Origin of the sequence: uncultured Murdochiella sp. (assembly GCF_902488755.1) — a bacterium.
Classification (GTDB): Bacteria; Bacillota; Clostridia; order Tissierellales; family Peptoniphilaceae; genus Murdochiella.
The window spans coordinates 1-23026 of record NZ_CABTXF010000018.1; the positions used below are offsets into that span (position 1 = coordinate 1).

Annotated in this window: 24 protein-coding genes; 9 read left to right on the forward strand and 15 right to left on the reverse strand. The window is 49.3% G+C overall.

What is annotated here, in order from left to right; genetic code table 11:
* Positions 1 to 69 precede the first annotated feature (69 nt).
* The gene (locus RDL68_RS03220; protein WP_308540235.1) at positions 70 to 495 is read left to right on the forward strand and encodes a flavodoxin; all 426 of its coding nucleotides are present in this window, start codon (positions 70 to 72) and stop codon (positions 493 to 495) included.
* Positions 496 to 657: 162 nt separating this feature from the next.
* Here RDL68_RS03220 and RDL68_RS03225 read toward each other — a convergent pair whose 3' ends face one another.
* A complete protein-coding gene (locus RDL68_RS03225; protein ID WP_308540236.1) occupies positions 658 to 1242 on the reverse strand; it encodes a DJ-1 family glyoxalase III in 585 nt (194 codons plus the stop codon).
* A gap of 180 nt (positions 1243 to 1422) precedes the next feature.
* Between RDL68_RS03225 and RDL68_RS03230 the strand changes: the two genes are divergently transcribed.
* The 8 genes from RDL68_RS03230 to RDL68_RS03265 all read left to right on the forward strand — a co-directional run bounded on the left by RDL68_RS03230 (position 1423) and on the right by RDL68_RS03265 (position 8973).
* The gene (locus RDL68_RS03230) at positions 1423 to 2268 is read left to right on the forward strand and encodes an aminotransferase class IV (RefSeq protein ID WP_308540237.1); all 846 of its coding nucleotides are present in this window, start codon (positions 1423 to 1425) and stop codon (positions 2266 to 2268) included.
* A 30-nt stretch (positions 2269 to 2298) separates the two neighbouring features.
* Positions 2299 to 3858 carry an NAD(P)/FAD-dependent oxidoreductase gene (locus RDL68_RS03235; RefSeq protein WP_308540238.1) on the forward strand — a complete coding sequence of 520 codons (1560 nt, stop codon included), beginning with the start codon at positions 2299 to 2301 and terminating at the stop codon, positions 3856 to 3858.
* Positions 3845 to 5095: an FAD-dependent oxidoreductase gene (locus tag RDL68_RS03240; protein ID WP_308540239.1), complete on the forward strand. Its 1251-nt coding sequence runs from the start codon at positions 3845 to 3847 to the stop codon at positions 5093 to 5095. The genes RDL68_RS03235 and RDL68_RS03240 overlap by 14 nt, the downstream gene beginning before the upstream one ends.
* Positions 5092 to 5469 (forward strand): DUF1667 domain-containing protein, encoded by a 378-nt coding sequence (locus tag RDL68_RS03245; RefSeq protein ID WP_308540240.1) that lies wholly within the window; start codon positions 5092 to 5094, stop codon positions 5467 to 5469. Before RDL68_RS03240 ends, RDL68_RS03245 begins: the two co-directional genes overlap by 4 nt.
* Before the next feature lie 94 nt (positions 5470 to 5563).
* Positions 5564 to 6457 carry an alpha/beta fold hydrolase gene (locus tag RDL68_RS03250; RefSeq protein ID WP_308540241.1) on the forward strand — a complete coding sequence of 298 codons (894 nt, stop codon included), beginning with the start codon at positions 5564 to 5566 and terminating at the stop codon, positions 6455 to 6457.
* Positions 6458 to 6469: 12 nt separating this feature from the next.
* On the forward strand, positions 6470 to 7345 hold the full coding sequence (pdxS, locus tag RDL68_RS03255) for a pyridoxal 5'-phosphate synthase lyase subunit PdxS (RefSeq protein WP_308540242.1): 876 nt from the start codon (positions 6470 to 6472) through the stop codon (positions 7343 to 7345).
* Positions 7345 to 8127 (forward strand): pyridoxal 5'-phosphate synthase glutaminase subunit PdxT, encoded by a 783-nt coding sequence (pdxT, locus tag RDL68_RS03260; protein ID WP_308540243.1) that lies wholly within the window; start codon positions 7345 to 7347, stop codon positions 8125 to 8127. The genes pdxS and pdxT overlap by 1 nt, the downstream gene beginning before the upstream one ends.
* Before the next feature lie 225 nt (positions 8128 to 8352).
* Positions 8353 to 8973 (forward strand): hypothetical protein, encoded by a 621-nt coding sequence (locus tag RDL68_RS03265; RefSeq protein WP_308540244.1) that lies wholly within the window; start codon positions 8353 to 8355, stop codon positions 8971 to 8973.
* 67 nt (positions 8974 to 9040) lie between these two features.
* Here the strand turns inward: RDL68_RS03265 and RDL68_RS03270 are convergent, their stop codons facing one another.
* The 14 genes from RDL68_RS03270 to RDL68_RS03335 all read right to left on the reverse strand — a co-directional run.
* Complete coding sequence (locus tag RDL68_RS03270; RefSeq protein WP_308540245.1) at positions 9041 to 10336, reverse strand: metallopeptidase TldD-related protein; 1296 nt, start codon at positions 10334 to 10336, stop codon at positions 9041 to 9043.
* 9 nt (positions 10337 to 10345) lie between these two features.
* Entirely contained in the window at positions 10346 to 11764 is a 1419-nt protein-coding gene (locus RDL68_RS03275; RefSeq protein ID WP_308540246.1) for a TldD/PmbA family protein, read from the reverse strand.
* A gap of 48 nt (positions 11765 to 11812) precedes the next feature.
* Positions 11813 to 12907 (reverse strand): Mbeg1-like protein, encoded by a 1095-nt coding sequence (locus RDL68_RS03280; protein ID WP_308540247.1) that lies wholly within the window; start codon positions 12905 to 12907, stop codon positions 11813 to 11815.
* Positions 12904 to 13530: a TIGR04100 family radical SAM protein gene (locus RDL68_RS03285; RefSeq protein WP_308540248.1), complete on the reverse strand. Its 627-nt coding sequence runs from the start codon at positions 13528 to 13530 to the stop codon at positions 12904 to 12906. Before RDL68_RS03285 ends, RDL68_RS03280 begins: the two co-directional genes overlap by 4 nt.
* 75 nt (positions 13531 to 13605) lie before the next feature.
* Positions 13606 to 14427 (reverse strand): SDR family NAD(P)-dependent oxidoreductase, encoded by an 822-nt coding sequence (locus tag RDL68_RS03290; protein ID WP_308540249.1) that lies wholly within the window; start codon positions 14425 to 14427, stop codon positions 13606 to 13608.
* A gap of 9 nt (positions 14428 to 14436) precedes the next feature.
* Positions 14437 to 16284: an ABC transporter ATP-binding protein gene (locus RDL68_RS03295; RefSeq protein ID WP_308540250.1), complete on the reverse strand. Its 1848-nt coding sequence runs from the start codon at positions 16282 to 16284 to the stop codon at positions 14437 to 14439.
* 12 nt (positions 16285 to 16296) lie between these two features.
* A complete protein-coding gene (locus tag RDL68_RS03300) occupies positions 16297 to 18096 on the reverse strand; it encodes a TatD family hydrolase (protein WP_308540251.1) in 1800 nt (599 codons plus the stop codon).
* 109 nt (positions 18097 to 18205) lie between these two features.
* Positions 18206 to 18433 carry a GlsB/YeaQ/YmgE family stress response membrane protein gene (locus tag RDL68_RS03305; RefSeq protein WP_308540252.1) on the reverse strand — a complete coding sequence of 76 codons (228 nt, stop codon included), beginning with the start codon at positions 18431 to 18433 and terminating at the stop codon, positions 18206 to 18208.
* Positions 18430 to 19185 (reverse strand): DUF1538 domain-containing protein, encoded by a 756-nt coding sequence (locus RDL68_RS03310; protein ID WP_308540253.1) that lies wholly within the window; start codon positions 19183 to 19185, stop codon positions 18430 to 18432. The genes RDL68_RS03305 and RDL68_RS03310 overlap by 4 nt, the downstream gene beginning before the upstream one ends.
* A gap of 103 nt (positions 19186 to 19288) precedes the next feature.
* Complete coding sequence (locus RDL68_RS03315) at positions 19289 to 20116, reverse strand: hypothetical protein (protein ID WP_308540254.1); 828 nt, start codon at positions 20114 to 20116, stop codon at positions 19289 to 19291.
* Between the two features lie 117 nt (positions 20117 to 20233).
* The gene (locus tag RDL68_RS03320) at positions 20234 to 20977 is read right to left on the reverse strand and encodes a hypothetical protein (RefSeq protein ID WP_308540255.1); all 744 of its coding nucleotides are present in this window, start codon (positions 20975 to 20977) and stop codon (positions 20234 to 20236) included.
* Between the two features lie 16 nt (positions 20978 to 20993).
* Positions 20994 to 21926 carry an ABC transporter ATP-binding protein gene (locus RDL68_RS03325; protein ID WP_308540256.1) on the reverse strand — a complete coding sequence of 311 codons (933 nt, stop codon included), beginning with the start codon at positions 21924 to 21926 and terminating at the stop codon, positions 20994 to 20996.
* A gap of 23 nt (positions 21927 to 21949) precedes the next feature.
* Positions 21950 to 22315 carry a GntR family transcriptional regulator gene (locus RDL68_RS03330; protein ID WP_308540257.1) on the reverse strand — a complete coding sequence of 122 codons (366 nt, stop codon included), beginning with the start codon at positions 22313 to 22315 and terminating at the stop codon, positions 21950 to 21952.
* A gap of 283 nt (positions 22316 to 22598) precedes the next feature.
* Positions 22599 to 23026 (reverse strand): EF-Tu/IF-2/RF-3 family GTPase (locus RDL68_RS03335; protein WP_308540258.1); only part of this gene is annotated, 428 nt, incomplete at its 5' end.

Genomic DNA, 23026 nt, shown 5'->3' on the forward strand with positions numbered 1-23026 from the left:
AGGCAGTTTATCATCAAGTCATTCGTATACAGTCGAATGCAGCAAAGAATAGCAATAAAGGAGAAAACAATGCGCATTGGAATTATTTATTGGAGCGGAACCGGCAACACGGAAGCGATGGCTCATGTTTTGGAAGACGCGCTGAAAAAGGAAAATGCTGAGGTGGACGTAAAAAGCGTGAGCGAGGTTTCCCTTGCTGATGCGCTTGCCTATGATCGGCTGGCGTTAGGGTGTCCGGCAATGGGCGATGAACAGCTGGAAGAAGTTGAATTTGAGCCATTCTATACCGATCTCAAAGCGGAAATCGGTAAAAAACCGCTTGTTCTTTTTGGGTCCTATTCGTGGAACAGCGGACAATGGATGGAAGACTGGACGGATGATGCCCGTTCTTGCGGACTTTGCCTTATGGATGACGGCTTAGCCTGTTATGAAGCGCCGGATGACGACGAGAAAAAGGAAGCGCTTGCATCCTTAGCAAAAGCGCTGCTTCGCTAAAAGATCTATCGATTTGGAAAACAAAGAACAAACAGAAATAATGACCTGATAAACAGGGAAGGCGCGAAAAATGCCTTCCCCGTTTTTCTTTTTTAATAAACGCCAGTTTCTATGTCTTAAGGGGCGAATGCAGAAAAAAGCCAGCGCAAAATCGGTTTGCCCTTACGAAGAAAACCCGTAATACGACTCCACCGCAGCCTGTTGAATACCTTGCTTCACATGCAAAGCGGTTTCCTTTCCACAGAGGAACGAAATCAGTGCGATGGAAAGATAGACCGCCGCTGCAGCACCGCGACCTGTGAACACATTTTCGTCCTGCACGACAACCGCTTTTGCGTCATACGAACCGATGTTTTTTAGCTTGTCCACCGTTCCCGGAAAACCCGTCACGCGCTTATTGGCGATAATGCCTGCTTTCTCCAATACCATGGGTGCTGCACAGATTGCGGCTACCACCTTTCCCTCTCCTGCGAAGCGACGCACAAGCGCCAACACACGCTCATCATCGCGCAGATTGAGCGATCCGGGCATTCCACCGGGAAGATACACCCCATCATACGAATCCATATCAACGGCATCCAGAACCGTATCCGCCGAAACAACCAGTCCATGTGAGCCGGTGACCATGTGTTCTTCTGTCAAAGAAACGATATCCACCTCTACATCTGCACGCCGCAGATAATCCGCAGGCGTGAGCGCTTCGACCTCTTCAAATCCTTCTGCCAACAAAAGTAATACTTTTTTCATGTGCAATCTTCTCCTTTCTCCTGTAATAGCGATTATAGCAAGCACCGACAACAGGGGACAAACACCTCTTGATTTTCGTTAAACGCCTGCTCACCATGACGCACAGCGAACGTTGGATTTTACAATTCGGATGGGGCGGTCTATACTGTAGCTAATGTGAAAAGAGAGCAGGAGAGACGAATGAAAAATCTGGGATATTACAATGGAAAGGTAGATCGCATCGAAAACATCACCATTCCTATGAATGACCGTGTATGCTGGTTTGGCGACGGCGTTTATGATGCAGGGCCATGCCATAAACAGCATATTTTTGCCTTGAAGGAGCATATCGATCGCTTTTATCGCAATGCAAAGGCCCTCAATATGGAAATGCCTATGGATAAAGAAGCCTTTGCTTCTTTACTAAACGATTTGGTAAAAAAGCTCGACGATGAAGATCTCTTTGTCTATTACCAGGTCACGCGTGGGACAGCGGAGCGCAACCATACCTATAGCCCCGGAAAAGGAAACCTTTGGGTCATGATTAAGCCACAAGCTATTAACGATGGCAAAAAGCCCGTCTCACTCATCACCTGCGAAGATACACGCTTTTTTCACTGCAATATCAAAACCTTAAACCTGATTCCTTCTGTGATGGCGGCACAAAAAGCAAAAGATGCCGGTTGTCATGAAGCGGTATTCTACCGTCCGGGCGGACGTGTCACCGAATGTTCACACAGCAATGTGCATATCCTGCGTGACGGCGTACTGTACACTGCACCGACCGATTGCCTCATTCTGCCCGGCATTGCGCGTCACCATCTTCTTCTCGCTTGTGAACGGCTTGGCATACCGTATCGCGAAGAGCCGTTTTCGCTGGAAGAATTAGCTTCGGCGGATGAAATACTCGTTACTAGTTCCAGCAATCTCTGCCTTCGCGCCAACCATTTAGATGGCAAAGCCGTCGGGGAGAAAGACTTTCTCCACTATGAACAGTTGCGAGAAGCTGTTCTCAACGAGTTTTACGAAGAAACCGAACGCCAATAGTACGCCCTGCAGAAAAATAGAGGAGAAAAGATGTTTGATGTACTCATTATCGGCGGTGGCATTGTCGGCTGTTCGATTGGAAGACAGCTTTCACGATATGCCATTCGTGTCGGCTTATTGGAGAAAAATATAGAGGTCGGTCAGGAAACCACCAAAGCCAATTCCGCAATTGTCCATGGCGGATTTGATTGTGTTCCCGGAACAAAAAAAGCGGCCATGAATGTACGGGGCAACCAAATGATGGCAAAACTTAGTGAAGAATTAGGTTTTACATATCATCAAGTTGGCTCATTGGTTTTGGCATTTGATGAGGAAGAGATTGCCCAGTTGCAGATTTTGCTGGAACGGGGGCAGAAAAACGGCGTTTCGCCGCTTTCTCTGCTCGATCCGCCGGAGATATTGGCTCTGGAACCGCGCGTTTCCCCAAAGGTGAAAAAAGCGCTCTACTGCCCTAATTCCGGCGTAGTCGATCCATTCAATTTTACGTATGGCATGATTGAAAACGCAATGGAAAACGGTCTGTCGCTGTTTACGGAAACCGAAGTAATCGGTATGGAACGTCACGATGACCATCTTCTGGTAAAAACCAATGTTGGAGACAAGAAAGCACGCTTTGTGGTGAATGCCGCCGGACTCGGTTCTGCACGCATCGCCGCTATGACGGGCGATACCGAAATCCGCCTGCGTCCTACAAAGGGAGTCTATCGCCTGTTGGATAAAACGGACGGAGAGCGCATTCATACCGTACTTTTCCAGACCCCGACGAGAAAAGGAAAAGGCGTGTTGGTTGCCCCTACATACGACGGTAGCACCTTGGTCGGACCTACCGCCAGTGTCGTTGACGATGAGCACGATACAACCGTTAACGAGGAAGATTTACGCGCCGTTGATGCGCTTGCCTGTAAATCCGTGCCGAATCTGGCACTTGGACAAACCATTCGTGTCTTTACCGGCGTGCGCGCAAAACCGGAAAGCGGTGATTTTCATCTTTATGCCTCGAAACACATGCCGGGGGTCATTCATGCGGCAGGTATCGAATCACCGGGATTGGTCTCTGCACCCGCCATCGCCGAAGAAGTGGATCGTCTCTTGCACGCAAATGGATTTGCCGCTCCACAAAAAACGGATTTTCAGCCTCGACGAAAAGCCTTTGTTCGCATGGCAGAGCTCACTGCCGCGGAGAAAGCGGAACAAATCGCCCAAAATCCGCTGTATGGCAATATCATTTGCCGATGCGAAACTGTGTCCGAAGGCGAAATCGTCGATGCCATACATCGTCCCGGCGGAGCCTGCACGTTGGATGGTGTAAAACGTCGTGTTCGAGCCGGCATGGGACGCTGTCAGGGAGGATTTTGTGCCCCTCGTGTTATGGCTATTTTAGCTCGTGAGCGGAATGTGGATCCCGTCACGCTGAAAAAAGAAAGCAGCGAATCACCGCTTTTGGTTGGTCATTTAAAAAACAAAAATACTGTATCCAAACCGAATCATTCGGACGATGCCTCCCCATACGATAGCCAGTTGCCATGCGTTAAAATGGAAAACCGCAAACAGCAGGAAAAGGAACAGGATCTTTTGCATGAAGACCATTGATCTCGTTATTATCGGCGGTGGGCCTGCAGGTCTTGCCGCTGCCATCGAAGCAAAGAAAAACGGTGTCGATTCCCTGCTCATTATTGAGCGCGATCGGGAACTCGGCGGTATTCTCAATCAATGTATTCACAGTGGCTTCGGCGTACAGGAATTTAAGGAAGAACTCACCGGGCCGGAATATGCCCAGCGCTTTATCGAAGAGGTGAATGCGCTGCAAATTCCCTATGTGTTGCAGACCATGGTCGTGGAAATCACACCGGAAAAACAAGTGGTCGCTATGAACGCTTCCGGCGTGTTGACCATTCAGGCGAAAGCGATTGTGCTGGCAATGGGCTGCCGTGAACGAAGCGCCGGCTCTGTGGCACTCGGCGGCTATCGTCCTGCCGGCGTGTATACAGCAGGAACGGCACAGCGTCTCATCAATATGGAAGGTCTCATGGTGGGTAAAGAAGTCGTCATCTATGGATCCGGTGACATTGGTCTCATCATGGCACGCCGTCTCACACTGGAAGGCGCGAATGTTCTTTGCGTTGTGGAAATTGCGCCGGAATCAAGCGGACTTCCTCGCAATATTGCGCAATGTCTTAACGATTACGACATTCCGCTTTATCTTCACCATAAAGTGAAGGCGGTACACGGTAAAGATCGCGTAAGTGGCGTGACCCTTTGTGCCGTAGACGACAAGTGGCAGGAAATTCCCGGAACCGAACGTGATATTTCCTGTGATACACTCCTTCTTTCCATCGGTCTCATCCCTGAAAATGAGCTTTCGCGCCAGGCGCAACTCGCTTTGCATCCGCGCACAAAGGGACCGGAAGTGTCTTCACACATGGAAACCACGGTTCCCGGCATTTTCGCTTGTGGCAACGTTTTGCATGTCCACGATATCGTGGATTATGTCACGCAAGAAAGCCGAAACGCCGGAAAAAATGCGGCAAACTATATTCGCCATGGTTCGTTCGCTCCCGCAACGCTGACAACTTCCGCCGGAGAAGGCATCTCCTATCTCTTGCCTTCCCGAATCGATGCGCAGGAGAAGGAAACGGTGCGTCTATTCTTTCGTCCCACGCATCGAATGCGCAATGTAACACTATCGCTATATAGCGGCGATACGCTGCTGACTACGTACAAACGCAATGTGCTTATCCCCTCTGAAATGGCGCACATAGACGTTCCCTACGACAAGCGCGCACAGGCGGTTTCTCCATTACGCCTTGTCGCCAAGGAGGAAGCATGACAAAAAAAGAAATGGTCTGCATCATCTGCCCCATGGGCTGTACGCTTGCCATTCAACAGGAAAACGGAAATCTTGTCGTGACGGGCAATCGCTGTCCACGTGGTGAACAATATGCAAAGCAGGAGCTGACTGCCCCCATGCGCAATATCGCTTCTACCGTGCGTGTGCATAACGGTATCTTGCCCGTTGTGCCGGTCAAAACCGATCGGGAAATTCCCAAAGAGAAAATTCGCGACGCCATGTCACTCATCAATGCGGTGGAAATCGAAGCCCCCGTATCTTGTGGGCAGTGTATCCTTCCCCACCTTTTTGGCACGTCTGCCAATATTGTAGCGACGCGCGATTTGCCAAGCCTCGACACACAGAGAAAATAAGCCTGTCTCCCCCAATAAATAATATGGCTATTGCCCTTTTCGTCTGCACAAATGGACAAAACGCCATCGATACATAACCCGGAAAGAAGGAATTATGCAACCCAAGCAGTACACCGTCGAAAGCGCTTGTCATCAGCCACTTGACGTTCTTTACTATGCGCACGAAACCGATGAACAGAGTAGTTGTTCGCGCACATTGATTCAAATTTTGCACGGTATGCAGGAACATAAGGAACGCTATCACGATTTTGCGGAATTTCTCTTTACACAAGGCTACGATGTACTGATTCATGACCATCTCGGTCACGGGAAAAGTGTCAGCCGTCTGCACCCCCTTGGCGACATGGTTTCCGCCGATACGGTGCTCAAAGACATTGACATCGTACGAAAGAGTGTTCCGGCACACAACGAAACCGTATGCTTTGGACATAGCATGGGCTCTTTCCTTGCCCGCATATACGCATCGCTTTATGATGTCGATGTGTTGATTGCCTGTGGCACCGGACAAACGCCCGGCTTTTTAGCACATCTAATTAAACTGCTCTTATTGACACAACCTTCGGGCGTGCCACTTTCCAAAATACAGAAGCTCATTACCGGTTCATTTACCAAACGCGGAGAAAGTCCGACCGCTTGGCTATCTGTAGACCTAGATAATCAGCGTCGCTATCGTGAGGATCCCCTCTGTGGTCAACCCTTTACAAAAGAAGGATATGAGACATTAATGGACATTGTCCTTCGTTTGAATCATGCGGAGACGTATCGCAACTGCAGTGCAAAACGCATTCTTCTCATTGCCGGTGAAAAAGATCCGGTTGGACAATACACCAAAGGTGTCCGACAGACCGAAGAGCATTATCTCTCTGCCGGAAAAAATGTACGAAGCATTTTCTATCCGAACATGGCGCACGAAATTTTGTTAGAGACAGATCATTTACGAGTGTATCAAGATGTTGCGCAATTTCTGCAGAAAAAAGACAAACACTAATAGGAGGCGAATATGGAAAAAACACAACAGGAACTGAATCGCGGTCTGGCGCAAATGCTTAAGGGGGGTGTCATCATGGATGTCACCACGCCGGAACAGGCAAAGATTGCGGAAGAAGCCGGTGCCTGTGCGGTCATGGCATTGGAACGCATTCCGGCAGATATTCGTGCAGCCGGCGGTGTTTCCCGTATGAGCGATCCCAAGATGATTCGCGGCATTCAGCAGGCTGTCAGCATTCCAGTAATGGCAAAATGTCGAATCGGACATTTTGTCGAAGCACAGGTGCTTCAAGCCATTGATATTGATTATATAGATGAATCCGAGGTACTCTCGCCCGCAGATGACCTTTACCATATTGATAAAACGGCATTCAAAGCGCCCTTCGTCTGCGGTGCGCGCGATTTAGGTGAAGCACTTCGCCGCATCAGCGAAGGCGCTTCCATGATTCGCACAAAAGGTGAGCCGGGAACAGGTGACGTTGTACAGGCTGTTCGCCATCTGCGTAAACTAACTGCGCAGATCCGCCAGCTTTCCGCCATGCGCAAAGACGAGCTTTTTGAAGCGGCTAAGACGATGCAGGTTCCCTACGATCTCGTCCTCTATGTCCATGATCATGCCAAACTGCCGGTAGTCAATTTTGCTGCCGGTGGAGTCGCTACCCCCGCTGATGCTGCGCTCATGATGCATCTTGGTGCAGAAGGCGTATTCGTCGGATCCGGTATCTTCAAGTCCGGCAATCCTGCCAAACGGGCTTCTGCCATTGTACAAGCCGTTACCAATTTTACCGATGCAAAATTGATTGCGGAAATCTCGGAAGATTTAGGCGAAGCCATGGTCGGTATCAATGCCGGCGAAATCGCCATCATTATGGAAGAACGAGGTCAATAATGCCCACCGGTGTGTTGGCGCTGCAAGGCGCTTTTATCGAACACGAAAAGATGCTCCACCGTCTTGGCGCAGATGTACGCGAAGTACGTCAACGTGCCGATCTGGAAGGTCTTGACGGTATCGTCCTTCCCGGAGGCGAAAGCACTGTACAGGGACGGTTATTACGAAAGCTGAATATGCTACATCCCCTGCGCAATCAAATCCAATGCGGCTTGCCAGTCCTTGCCACTTGTGCAGGGCTCATTCTGTTAGCTCAGCATCTCGAAAGTGGCGAGCCGACCCATTTAGCAACGCTTCCCGTCATGGTTCGCCGCAACGCCTACGGAAGACAACTTGCCAGTTTCGCCACAACAGCCGATGTCGGATCCCTTGCCGACTTTCCACTCGTTTTCATTCGTGCGCCCTATATTACCACAGTGGAGGCGGGCGACTTGGGGCATCCGGAAGTGGATCCGAACAATTTGGGGCATTTGAAAGTGGACTCGAACGATTTAGGGCGTCCAGACACTGCATCTATCCCTACGCATAGAATCTTCTCAAACAGCGACCAAAGCGAATCGCATGACGCAGACAGTAAGACACTTGACTTGCGTAGTGATGCGGCGGCGGCGGTTGAGGTGGCGCATGACAAAAACGGCGCGCCGACGGTTGAGGTTCTTTGCACCGTCTCTAATCGCATCGTCGCCGTGCGCTATGCTTCACAAATAGGGCTCGCTTTCCATCCAGAACTAACGGACGACCCACGCTTGCATGAGCTGTTTTTAGAGATGATTTATCACTAATTCTTCGTACCCGATGTAGGATAGCACTCTATCCACAGGAACCTCTTCTACTATAATGTGCACGTTACTTTTTTCGGTTATCTAATCGTAATGACTTCACCTTCATCGCCTTGATTCTTCTCTTAATGGTGAAGGTGTGGTTTTCTTTTCATAACATAGAAAAAGATATATTGCTCTCTATGAGCGTGTTGAAGCGTTTGCGGAGAATAGAAGGGGCGACAAGGTATGTCGACCCTGGCAGATCCACTTTTCTCTACTTTGCCAGGGGTGTTTAGGGCGTACCCGACCCTGGCAAACACGGTTTTTTCTATTTTGCCAGGGGTGTTTAGGCCGTGCCCGACCCTGGCAAACGCTGTTTTTTCCATTTTGCCAGGGTTACGCAACGAAAATCGACCCAAGTATCCGCTTTTTTTCGTCTTACCCGTAGTTGCTCACATTGTTACAAGCATTTCCGCGCCGCCAACATCATTTCCAGCGGCGCTCCGCTCTTCACCGCGCCGCCAACATCATTTCCAGCGGCGCTCCACTTTCCACCGCGCCGCCAACGTCATTTCCAGCGGCGCTCCACTTTTCACCGCACCGCCAACGTCATTCCCAGCGGCGCTCCACTTTTCACCGCACCGCCAACGTCATTTCCAGCGGCGCTCCACTTTCCACCGCGCCGCCAACGTCATTTCCAGCGGCGCTCCACTTTCCACCGCGCCGCCAACGTCATTTCCAGCGGCGCTCGCTTTTCACCGCGCCGCCAACGTCATTTCCAGCGGTGCTCCGCTTCCTACCGCGCCGCCAACGTCATTTCCAGCGGCGCTCCGCTTTGCATCGCACCACTACGATATTACACAATAGCGCACCACCAAAAAAAAGCGACGGGAAAACCCGTCGCTATCCTGAATAACGAACACGCTCAAAACTGTTATTTCTTCCGAATCAGTATCGCTTTTGGTGTCAGGGAGTTTTGATGTTTTTCTTGTTCTTTGCTGAAGACCATACGATCTTGCGCATCGAAGAGATTTTCGGAAAGGGAACCGCCTGTAATATAGGTGGCCTTTCCATTTTGTACTAATTTTGCCAAGCGATATTCTCCGCCAAAGTCTCCTTCGATCGGAGAAGCGACAAACGAGGAAAAAACATAAATTTCCAAGTAGTCCTCTTCAAAAAAAGAATCATACGACGTATCGGAGCCATCCACAACAAAAGGTATGGGAGAACCGATGTTTTCCCGATTCATATAGGAACTGAACTGTTGCGAAGAACGAAGATTCTGCACTACCGAATCGGAATAGAGGGCATAGGGATGCAACAGCACACCATCTTTATCAATGGGCGCTTTACCAACGGCATGATCAAGCGAAGGATCCATGCGAATATTGAGTGGCTGCAGAGCATTCTCTCCCGTAAAGCGCTCACCCATCTTTGCACGGGAAAAACCACTGTAGACGGCTTCGTCGGAAGCCTGCACCACATAGATCTTCAACAAATCCTCTACGGCACTGCCGCGCAGAATGATGTTAATATTCTCCAGATTTGGCGCTTTCTCGGCAGCCGCACGTGCTTCTGTATCGGCTAATTGCGTTTTTACGACTTCCCGGACTTGCTCGATATCCAGCAGACCAAAAGAATAATCATTGAAGATTTCGACACTCTCGGAAGAGCCCTTCGCATCGGTCACCAGCTCAAAAACAAAACGATGCACAGGATAGGTGACATCCGTGCCGGTAGAGGTGATCACACGACGTACACCATCCACGGCGAACAGCTCTACGGAATTAACCTGAGACGACATACCATAGTCGGTAAACAATGCCTCATAGAGCGCATCATACTGCGTTTTTAATGTCTCGGTATTAGAAGATAGGAATGTCGTCGGCATCGGCGACTCTTTCCCCTCATTATTTGCCATCGGATACCACTTGTTTTTTACGAACCGCGCAGAAACCATGGCATTATCAATGCGTTTCTCTATTTCCTCTGCCGAATCGCCGGCAGAAATCAACGCCTTCGCCTTTCCTTTATAGCGTTCGACTCCATCCTCACCCGCTTCATCAAAGTCAACAAAAACCTCTATCGTGGTTTCTGCGGTCTCGCAAAGGCGGTTCTGATCCAGCTTATTCTTCACAAAAAACAACTCGGTCGAGGCGGACTGTTCCTCCGTGAGAATCCAGCCGGCAAGCTCTTTTTTCTGCAAGATATTCAAAATCGATTCGATCATACGATTCTCCTAACTCAATTTTCCGCGCGCCTTGATATAGGACCCGCCGGTGGATGTCTTGACCCACTCTTTCCAGCCTTTTCCGCAATAGCCTGTACCGCTCATTTCCACTTTAGGAGAGACCATGGAGATGGATTGCAAAAGATCGGGAACATAGCCTGTCAGATAGACGGGACTGACGATTTTTCCGGTTAACTTGCCATCACGAATTTCGCGGGCTTTCGCAGCAACACACTGGATACCCCAGTTTTTGGGATCCTCCATACCAGAATCCAGTCCTTCCAACAAATAGCCATGCGAAATGGAAGCCACCATGTCCTCTAAGGTATCCTTGCCGCCTTCAAAAAACGTGTTGGTCATACGCGTATACGCCTTGCGTTTGTAACTCTCCCGCTTTCCGTTCCCGGTTGGCGCAACGCCAAGCTGAAGCGCGGAAAGCGCATCGCACATACCGTTCTTGAAAAAGCCATGATCAATAATAACTGTATCTTGCGCAAAATTGCCCTCATCGTCAAAAGCGTAACTCGATACTTCATCAATAGCACTGGCACCGTCGTGCATGACGAGAACGTCTGACGCGACACGTTTGTTCAGGTATTCTTCGCCCTTTGCACGATGCTTCACAAACATATCCATTTCGGTTCCATGACCAAAAGCTTCATGCGCAATTAATCCGGTAAAATCCGGATCGCAGAGAATATCGTATTCTCCGGCTTCCACACGCTCTGCACCGAGGAGTTCCACCGCATGATCGCATACCGTCGCCACATGCGCTTCCATCTCATCCAACAGTTCCGATCCACCTAAAAGAGATAACCCTTTATATTCCGATTTTCGTTTTTCCCCATCGGACGCCAAGGCGACAATCGTTGCATTTGCATACACATACGATTGATATAAATCGCGATGAAGGGAAAGAAACAGCTTGTTTACCTGCGTTACAGAAAGCGCTAACTGTAAATAGGGAACTTCCTTGCGTGTTCCCATATTGGCGTCGTGCGCTTTTTGTAAACGCGCTAAAATAGCGCCGTCATCATCGTCCTCCGGCAAATTCTGCGCTTCTCCTAAATAAAACAGCTCTGCCGGCTCATCGCTCGGCGCGGTGGCATAAGGCAAAACGCCTTTTTGCGCAAATCGTTCACGGTCTTTTTTGGCAATCTCCCGCACGCGCGAGACGACGCGATCCACATCTACGTCATTAAAAGAATATTCACTGATGCCCGTATTCTGGAACACGCGAAGAACAAAGCCGCGCTCCTGATCCATAGAGGGCTCAATCGCGGACTTTGAAGTGCTAACAAGATACCCCTTGCCATCCACATCCGTGCCCAAAATGGATACATAGGCAAACTCTTTTGCCAAAATGGCAATAATTTCCTTCAACTTGTCCTTTTGGGAAAGCAGATAGGATGATGCACTAACCTTCATAAAACCTCCTCTATTCCTTTCGCAAGTCTCTTTCCTGTCTTCTTCGCGCTATGGCAGCAGAGACTTTAACACCGTTCGCCGTCCGCTTCCCAATAGAGAATGAAAAGCATTCAACAATTCGTGTCTTTTCTCTTCCGGCAGCTGAACAAGCCCCCTAAGCACCGTCTCCGTGTTTTTCAATCGTTGCTCCCGCATTTCTGGAAAAGTCTCTGATCCGGTGGTTTCTAATAGGGAAAAAATGGTATCGATGATGGACGCACGACTTTCCGCATCCAATTCTTCCAGCCAGCATCCCAGGGATGCCTGCATAAATAAACTGAACGGACTGAGTTTTGTCTGCGAAAACTCCGTTCCTTCCACTAACCAACTGAAGGCATCATGCTGAAATATGCCTTCCGCATCGCTTTTGACTACCTTGTGTTCTCCTTCATTGAAGAGAAGCTGTCCGATGAGGGAAGAATCCGGAACAATATTACGCATCCGCGGACGAATGCGCTGATACTCCGGAGAAAAAATAATCCCTTCATGCATTCCCGGACCGTCATTATTGAAAACGACAATGATGCGCTCCTGTATTTCCGGTTGACAAAAAATCGAAGCGTACATTGCAAAATAGCCGCCTTTGGAATGTCCCCCGACAAGCAATTCGCCGGAATGCTCACTGCCTATACGATTCAGGTAATCCACCGCAGCTTTTGATCCGCCGGTCTCCTCAAGATAGCTCATCAAAAGACTTTCCTTCCAGCCATTGAGTGTGGCATCCGTTCCACGGTAGGCAATGTACCAGGCCTTTTCCGATAATTGGAACACCAAAGCCGAAAACTGTTTGGTCTCCTCTGTATCCACTTCTGTAACGTAATGCGAAAGCAAAATATCACGAAAACGGCATCCTTTCGCCATTTCCTGTAAAAGCAGAGGCGCGCGGTCACAGAACTTCGCCGTTTTATCGATTTCTTCCGCATCATGCGTCGCAAAGAAACGCCGTTCCACCTCGGAAAGCGGCAGCGCCTCTTCCCCCTCACGGAAAATGCCCTCATAATCGATGTAGGCTAACTCCGCCAATATCGTATTGTCCACATCATGAAAAGGCAAAGAAGAAAACGGTACATCCTTCTGTGCCGTTAAATACTCCTGAATCGTCATCTTTTCCCCGTTTCTGCTTCGCGAACGCGAAAAGCAACACCCAACCGTTTGGCAATACCGCGGCAAATCGAAATTTCTTCGGTAGACAAAGCAAATTCCACAACAGATAAGGTCACGTGCGAAACACATTTCTTTACGCGGTAGGCATAGTCTAAAATAGCATCAAAAGAGCGCATACCGTATCGCGGATGGCATAACTCAACATAATTCTGAGCATTGGATGCATTCAAGCTAATCGACACGTCATCCACGACACCCGTCAAGTCGCCGGTGGTATCCCGTCCATAAAGCAAATCCGCAAGACCGTTCGTATTGATCCGAGTCGGCAAATCGGAACGTTTTTCCTTGGCATAATGCGCCACCGAAAGAAGCACGTCAAGACGTTCTGTCGGCTCGCCATATCCACAGAAAACTAGCTCGCGATACGCAGAAAGGTCACGCCGAGCAAGCAGGGCCTTCACTTCCTCCGCCGTGGGCTCCTGTTTCAGCCACAACGAATCCGCATCGCCCACGCCGTCCATCTGTTCCCGTACACAAAAGGAACAGCGACAGGGGCATTTATTCGTTATATTCACGTAGAGCCCGTCACCGTACTCGTACAGCACCGTTCCCATCGATTCCATAATCGTTCCTCTCCTCTATAGAAGCACTTCCTATTTTTCTGCGAAAAAGCCCACACGACAGAAAAGCAGGGTAAGTCAGTACATGCCCATATGTTTCTCCACCCATAGCACAAAGCCATGCGGAAGAATCTTGCTGAGAACATGGATACTTTTCGCTACTCTACTGGAAAGGGAAATATCCTTTCCTCTTTTTGCGCGTCGAATCGCTGTTTTTACCACCGTTTGCGCTTGTTCCACGCCAATTTTCTTAATCGCGGAAACCGCACCGGGGGACCCTGCCTGAACAAAGAATTCCGTTTCCACCGGATTGGGACATACGGCAGTCACGGTTATCTTTTGCGGTTGCAGTTCACGATGTAGCGCGCGCGAATAACGCAGCACAAAGGCTTTTGTTGCGGCATAAACAGCAAACTCCGGTTGCGGTAAAAACGCAGCAACGGATGCCAATTGAAAAATGCTGCCACCTCGTTGCATGTATGGTAAACAAATAGAGGTGATGCGTGAAAGCGCCAAAACATTGAGCGAAATCATCGCCGCATTTTCCTCTTCCCCAAGCGCTTCAACGCTTCCTATTTTACCAAATCCGGCGGAATTCACCAGCGTTTGAATCGCCACCGACTCGGTCCTTAAGGCGAGACGAATCGTCTCCAAAAAAGCGGAATCGGTCAAATCGCCTGCAAAAATACGCGCCGGGGTCGTTAAGGTTTGTGCCAGCGCTTCCAACCGTTCTTTTCGTCGAGCAATCAACCAGAACGCATCTACTCGCTCACCGGCATCCAACTGCGTCGCAAATTCCCAACCCAGCCCGGATGATGCACCGGTAATGATGGCTATTGTTTGCACATTCTGCTCCTTTTCACTGGTTATCCTTGTCAACAGCAAAATTCTCTGCGTCAATCTTCCTCTTTATTCGCCCATTTTGGCTTTGCGTTCGCCGCCCGTCCACAGGCGATAATACGTCCCTTTCTTGGCTAACAGTTGCGTGTGGGTTCCCTCTTCCTCAATACCGTCTTTTCCCAACACAACGATGCGGTCCGCATGTTGAATGGTGGTCAGGCGATGCGCAATGGTAAGCGTCGTTCGCCCGGAAGAAAGATCTTCTAAGCTCTTTTCGATAAGCATTTCACTTTCATTATCCAAGGCGCTGGTGGCTTCATCCAAAAGCAGGATGGGCGGATTCTTCAAAAAAACGCGTGCGATGGCGATGCGCTGCTTCTGTCCACCGGATAACTTGATCCCTCTTTCGCCGACATAGGTTTGATAACCGTGCGGAAGGTGACCAATAAAAGCACTTGCTCCTGCTAACTCCGCTGCATGTTGAATTTCTTCCTCTGTTGCAGAAGGTCTTCCGTAGGCTATATTATCCGCCACCGTGCCGGAAAAGAGATACACATCCTGCTGTACAATACCTATACTCTGACGAAGACTCTTTAGTTGCAATGACTTGACATCCTGCCCATCAATTTTGACGCTACCCGATGTCGTATCGTAAAAGCGAGGGATCAGCGAAGACAGGGTGGTTTTTCCCCCGCCGCTCTCTCCCACCAGAGCAAGATTTTCGCCGGGATGAATGGTCAGACATAGATCATGCAGCACGCGATTGTTTTCATCCGGATAGGCAAAGGTGACATGATCGAACACGATTTCTCCACCGTTCACCACCAACGGTTTTGCATCCGGTGCGTCAACTATATCTGCCGGCGTATCCATCAGTTCAAAGAAACGCTCGATGCCGGTTAAACCCATCGAAAACTGCTCAGCAAATTCTACAATACGCCGAATCGTTGCGATTAGCGTCGTCACATAAAGCACGTAAGCGACCAGATCTCCCGGTGTAATTTTTCCCTGTACCAAAAAGAGTCCGCCAGCCGCAAGCGTCACAGAATACATCATTCCATCAAATAACCGCGTAGACATGTTGAAATTCGCCATCGCTCGATAGCGTTCTTTCTTGATTTCCTTCATGCGCTGGTTACCTTCGGCAAACTTATTTAATTCAATTTCTTCGGACGTAAACGCCTTCACAACGCGCTGTCCCAATAAAGAGTCTTCGATGCGTGCATTGAGATTACCAAGCTCCACGCGCTGCGATTTCGTTGCCGACCGGAAGCGATGGTTCAGGCGAATAGAAACGAAAAGCATTACCGGCATACAAGCAAAGATAAGCACCGTCAGAGACAATGACGAAAACGACAGAATAACGAAGGATACGACAATTTTAATTGCCGCGATGAAAAATTCTTCCGGGCAATGATGGGCGAACTCGGTTACGTCAAAGAGATCGGACGTGATACGTCCCATAATGTGCCCTATTTTCGTATTGGAGTAGTACGCATCGCTGAGCGTCTCCAGCTTGCGAAAGGCATCCATGCGCATGTCCGTTTCAATATAAACGCCCATAATGTGTCCCTGTGAACACATGTAATAATATGCTGCGGCATCCAGCAGACGTAAAACAATGTACAACAAGGCAAGCTGTCCGATCCAGCCGACTGTCATCTGCGCAGGATTGGTCATTGCCGTATTCGTCAACGTGTACATGATACGCGGAAGTACAATGTCGCATAGCGTCGTCAGCGCCGCACAAAACAGATCAAAAATCAATAAGCCACGATAACGCAGTAAATACGGAAAAAACCGGCGCAATAATTCGCCAGTAGCGTATGTTCTTGTGACGGTTTGCACGCCACCTTTCGCTTCCTTCGGCACATCCACTTTTCTTTTCTGCGAAGAATCCTGTGTTGACCGGGACATGTGCCCTCCTCTCTATCTTGTATACGGTTTTTGTTCTTCCGCAAAACCATATAGTGTATTCTGTGTGTTCTGCATCACTGCTGCCATATCCTCACCACGCAACGACGAAAGACGCGTAATGGTTCCGTTTAGCGACTCTTTTACTTGTACCAAAAAAGGTTCTTCCTCAGAGGTCGGTTTTGTCGGCAGGTCGGTTTCCAATAACAAGCGATCTGCCGGTATCTGCTTAACATAGGCGCGACCGCGCTTGGTCTCCAGCATTGCCGGATGCACGGAAAGAAGCCCTCCTATACGGATGAGTCTGGTCAAGTCATCGCTTGTTCCCCCGAAACGGTGAACGATGGGGAAAACATTCGGCAAAACAAGATGTTCTTCTTCATAGAGATCAAGCAGTGGCGTTAGCGCGCGGACAGCATGAAGAGAAAAAACATACGGTACAGCATGGTGCAAAGCTTCTTTCCGTACAAGTCGGAAGATGGTGCGCAATACATTCTGCTGTTCTTCCACAGGCGCGTTCATCAGACGTTTTTCACTGAAATCAAGTCCCACCTCGCCGATAAAACGCGTTTCGGACAAAGCGTTCGCAAAAAAAGCAAGCTCCTCTTTGTTCTTCTCCGGCGTAGCCACCCACCAAGGATGAAAACCTAACGACAAAATCGGCATTTGGGAAACATCCGATCCTGCTTTTTCCGCTTCTTCCCTTTCGTGTTTTAATGCCCAATAAGAAGAAGGCAGAACGGTTTGTGCCACCAAATGAATGTTTTCTTCGCGAAGATGCCTCGCAACAGAATAGCGGCTGTTAGCAGGCAAAAAGTCCCAATGGGCATGGGTGTCCAACAGATAAGGCGTGGTTTTCAGACAACCGCCATCGACCGGAAAAGAGGGGTCTTGCGTCATCAAGCGTCTTGCTGATTCCGCCGTCGGCAAAGGCTTCCTTTCGTCTCGACGCGCTTCTCTCTGCCGTTTTTTCGGCGGATTGGGCATTTTCTCCAATCCGGCGAGACGGCATATCACTTTGCCAGCCATCATCTGCCCCATAATCGGCGGCATGTAGCTCATGGAACCGAGGGTGTCTGCCTTGGTTGGGCGCATTTCGCACGCGCAAGGAATCGACGTCTGCGATGACGGCGTACTACCCGATGTCTCCGTCAAAGAAGATACCTGTTTCGCCATCGGAAGATCCGCTGCAAAGGACGAGCGCGGAATAATCGGCGTTTCTGTTGAAAAGATGACCTCTACTTGAGAAAGCCCTCGTTTTCGACATTCTCGACGCATGACTTTGGATAACGGACAATTGAATGTATTCTCCACATAGGCGAAACGAAGCGCCATGGGATCACGCTTATTTGCTGCGCCCATGGCGGATAAAAGCGGAATCTGTCGACTTGCGCACCATTCGGCGATTTCGAGCTTCTGCGAAACCGTATCAATGCAATCCAGCACCACGCCCGGCTTGGCAAAAGAATCCAACACATCCGCTGTGTTCTCGCGCGTCAAAAACTGTTTTCGCGCATCGACGTCACAGTCTGGATTGATGGCCAGCACCATCTCCCGCATAACTTCCGTTTTTGCACGTCCCACCGTTGATGTAAACGCGATTGCCTGGCGATTGATATTACTCTCCTCCACGGTATCTCCGTCTAAAAGCGATAAATGACCGATGCCGCCACGAGCAAGCGCCTCCACACAGGACGAGCCTACGCCGCCCAATCCCAAGACCAACACGTGTGCATTGCTTAATTTTTGTATTCCCTTATCTTCTAACAGCAGCGCCAAACGTTGCAGGCGCTGTGGAATGCTCGTTTTTGTCATGTAAGCCTCTTGATTTCCTTTCGGACGGTGGGATTCGCGCACGATAACGATAGCACAGGAGTCCTGACGGCAGCGGACTCGCGCGCCCCTGGCTAATGCGTTTTTTCGATCAACGCTTTCGCCCCGGAATAATGAGCAACAACAGCATGGCACCAATCACCGACGGTACAACTGCCATATCCGCAACTTGCGGTCCCCAAGAACCGAATAATGCCTGTCCAATGGATGCGCCAATCAAGCCGACAAGCACATTCATCAGGCAGCCCAGTTTCTTATGATTCATAATGCGCGCGGCAACCGCACCGATTAGCGAGCCGACAATAATACTGGCTATCATTCTAACACCAACCCCCTTACCTCTGAGACCGACTCAACATAGAGAATCCCTGTGCCGGGACGATCCAACGATAATGCCTCTTCCAAAGCAAGAATTACGCTATTTGCCACATCCTCCGGAGCAAGAATCAGCAGTAATTCCTTTTCCGGCTCAATTTCGATGCCGAAGAGTTTTTCTGATACCTGCGCGCCCGTCCCACGGCCGTGGAGGATGGTTCCCCCTTTCGCTCCGGCATTGCGAGCAATCGCCATAAAATCCCCTGATGAAAAAAGCGAAAGGAAAAGAATCAATCCATACGCTCCGGCAAAAATATAGCGTACACGAATTGTATGGAGGATGCGCAGCATACTCACTGTCATCATAACGCCAATTCCGATCGAAACAGCTATCACCAATATCCATCGGTTCAATAGACCGCTTGTTACGGCATCCACCTGTTTCGCAAGAATGTGTAAATCCGGTTCCGCAAAGGAAATGAAAAACCCCAAAATAAGACTTGCCGTTATCACGATGGGATAACTTCCGGTGTGTGTAATGGCTCTACCGGCAAACTGACCAATCGGTTCAAGTCCCTCCTCTATGCCGAAAAGAAATACCGTAAGACCCAAAACAACCAGCACCGCTCCCAACAAAAAAGCAATCAATAGGTTTGTCGGTAAAGGTGCTATTGTGAAATGAAGCACCAAGACGATGAGCACAATCGGTATCACCGAGAGCAGCACTTCCTTTACCTTACCCCATAAAATAGTCAACCATCTACCTCATCTTCTTTTGCGCATGCAAGCTGTCTCGCATACGTCCGCTCCACGTCCGCCTTTTTTCATGAACAGGCGCTTTTGTCAAACGACATCGGCATCATTTGTCCGAAAAGCCCAAGCCATACACCGTTCCCAGCGCTGTCGGATAGCTCATCTCCGGATCGTCGTGCGTTACCGTGCCATCAAACCAAATCTGCGCGCTCTGCCCTTTCCACTCGTCCGCCGATTTGCTTTGAATACGGTCAAACGTGATCAATTTTTCATTCTGATAAAAATTGGTCGCCTTTCCGATAACCACCGCAATCGGCTTTCCTGCGGGTGAAAGTGTTTTTTGTAGATGCATAAAGCGATCCGGCACTTCCGAAACGTCCACCAACAGTTGTATTTCCTCCGTATCCGGCAGGACTTCCGCTTCACGCACCTTGGCGGTAAACGTAGCAACGCCATCCGGAATGGACGTAACATCCACCTTTTCATCCGTAAAGAGAATCCATTTGTCGTTCTCTTTCACCGAGACGGCGGTTTCATTCCAGCGCTGATACTCCATGCCCGTACCGAAGTTGGACTCGCCATCCTTGGTCGGTTTCTCTTTCTCTCCCACACTTGTCGTGATCTTCCCGTCGGCGGTACCGCAGGTCACCCCGCTGTTAACAAAGCCTGTATCGCAATAGCACTTTCCGTCAATTTGCACCATGCGGGGAACGTCTTCGGAAGGATTCTCGCCGATCGGCTTACTCTCTGAACGATTCTCTTCTGTTCCGAAGGCACTCTCTTGTTGGGCACCGTTGGAAGACAGCTTGTTCACGATGCTGCTGTTCCCCACCTCGTCGGAGGATTTTCCCGCTCCGCTTGGCGCATGGCAGGCACAGAACAGAATCGCTCCCAGGAGCAAACCGGTCGTAACCATTTGTTTTTTCGTGTTCATTCCATCCTCCTTTCTATTTCTTCCGTTTCTATTATAACCAATCGGGGCTGTTTCCACACAGCCCCGAACCGATTGCCCCTTCGCGCCCGGGGCAATTTCCTGTAAAAGGCGAACCGTCTACCGCTTACGCAATTGCAAACGGTATAGACCGATCCAGCTGAACAAACTCAACACAGCAAAGATTCCGGCTTCGAAAAGAAGCATATGACTCGTTTTCTCGGCCAGCCACGGTATGAGGCGGCGGAAAACGTCAATAATATAGCTCACCAACGCATTCCCCGAATCGACTCCTCCAAAAATGGTTAGGACGGATTGGACGAGCAAGGTAATGACAAAATAGACGATGATCCAAAATAAAACAATTTGCAGAGGTTTCATACGATAGTGTAAAAGCCCCAACAGCATCGTTACCGTCGCCATAAGGAGAAAGAGCATCAATACGACCGCAATCGTTCCCCACTTTACGCCATCTTGATAGAGAGGAAACACCATAATGTCTTTCGGGTTCCCCGCAAAAGCTTTCAACGCGAACGTGAACACAGGAACCAAAATCAGAATCAAAATAAATGCGCCAAAGGCAAAGGCAATATAGCCCAGGTAGACACCCCAAGCTCTTGCCGAAGCGGAAAGACTGTTCTGAAAGGTGAAGTCCATTTTTCTATTAAATGTAAACAAGCATACCCCCATAAACATCAGCAAAATCGACATATCCAGACCGGAAACACGGGGTTGAACGTTGTTGTTGAACAAGCTCGTGAGTAGGGAGAGAAAAATCCCTATGCCTAACAGCCCCATCACCACAAAAAGCAGTGTCTTACAATTTTCCCAAACAATATATTTTCCTGTCGCTTGCAGTCTCATGCTACCCCCCCCCTATTCATCGCTGTTCATCTTTTTTGATCCGACCAAAAAAGGATCGCTTTTGGCTCGTATTCTTCGCTACGGTGTCCGGATGCTCTTTTGTCAGTGCGATAAAGAGGCGCTGCAAATCCACGTTTTGCACCGAAATTCCGAGAGAAGCCGTGCTGAGCGCCGCCCAGGCATCGCTTTCTACGACCCACTGTGCCATCGCGCCCACTTCTTGCTTTTGAACGACGGTCATTTCCGGGTGAGCCTGCACAAGATTCTGAACCTGCTCTGTCGTTGCGGTGAGCAAACGATACTTCTCCATCAAGGCATCCAGCTCTTCCTGAATGAGAATCTTACCCTTCTGAATAAAAATGACCTCCTGTAGAAGCGGCGCCAATTCCGAAATCAGATGGGACGAGAGCACGATACAGCTCTGTGTCTCGGCAAATACGGACAGCACATTCTCATAAAACATCTCACGATTGACCGCATCATGACCCAACGTCGGCTCATCTAAAAAGAGATATTCCGCTCCGCTGCGCAACGCGACCACGGACTTAAAAAGGGAACTATTTCCGGTAGAAAGTTTATCAAAGCGACTTTCTGGAGAAAGACCGAAGCGATCCAGATCTGCCAGTGCCTCGTTCAGAGCAAAACCCGGATAAAACGTGGCCGTATTTTTGAGAATATCTTTCAGTTTTTTTGCCGGGAAGAGATTGTCCGGACCTACCATGTAGATTTTTCGCAACGCGCGGTCATTGCCCGGTTTCTCGCCGTCAATGGTAAAGGAACCATCCGTCGGTTGCATACGACCATTCAAAATATTTAATAATGTAGATTTTCCTGCACCGTTTCGCCCCAAAAGACCGTAGATTTTCCCTTTTTCCAAATGTGCATTGACGTGATCCAACGCCGTCAATTTTCCGAAACGCTTGGATAACCCGCTTACTTCTAAGCCCATCGTCGTTTTCCTCCTATCCGTTGTCATTCGTAATCGTTATGTAGCCAGGCAATCACCTCTTCGGTGGAAATGCCGAGCCGTTTGGCTTCCTTTTGCAAGGGATGAACGAAATGTTCTCGAAATTCAGCCAAGCGCTTTTGACGAATCCGATCCACACCGCCTTCTGCTACAAATACGCCCAACCCTCTTTTTTTGTAAAGAATGCCTTCATCAACCAGAAGATTAACCCCCTTTAATGCTGTCGCCGGGTTGATGCGATAGCCGACGCTTAATTCCGTCGTGGACGGAATTTGGTCGCCTTCTTTGTATGCCCCGGTTAAAATGGCGTTTTCCAATCCCTCGCTGATTTGTTGAAACAGAGGAACACCATTGGTTTCATCAAGGTACATTCTTTCCTCCTTTCTGTTCTTAATTGGTTAGTTACTCAAGTAACTAACTATGTGTCTAATATACAGCCGATTAACCACGCTGTCAAGAGAATATTGTCTCTGTCCTACTTTATATGGCTCAAAAAAAGCCCCTTAGTCAGATGTCTATCGAAAAAGGAATCCAACTAATCACGCTCTTTCTACATATGCGCCATTCCCACAAAAAAACAAGCCCGGAGCATTCGCCCCGGACTTGTTTACACAGCTACTTATGTTAACTGCGTTTTTATATTGTATTCTTCGATTACTCGATGACTTTGGAAACAACACCAGATGCCACCGTGCGGCCGCCTTCACGGACAGCGAAACGGAGACCTTCCTCAATCGCGATCGGCGAGATGAGGGTGATGGTGAAGGTAGCGTTGTCACCAGGCATAACCATTTCGGTGCCTTCCGGCAGCTGGATGTCGCCCGTAACGTCGGTCGTGCGGAAGAAGAACTGCGGACGATAGCCCGAGAAGAACGGGGTATGACGACCACCTTCATCCTTGGTCAACACATAGACCTGACCTTCAAACTTGGTGTGCGGATGAATCGAGTTCTTGGCAGCCAAAACCTGTCCACGCTCGATTTCATTGCGCTGAACACCACGCAGCAAAGCACCGATATTATCACCGGCTTCTGCCTGATCCAATTGCTTGTGGAAACTTTCCACACCGGTAACGACAACAC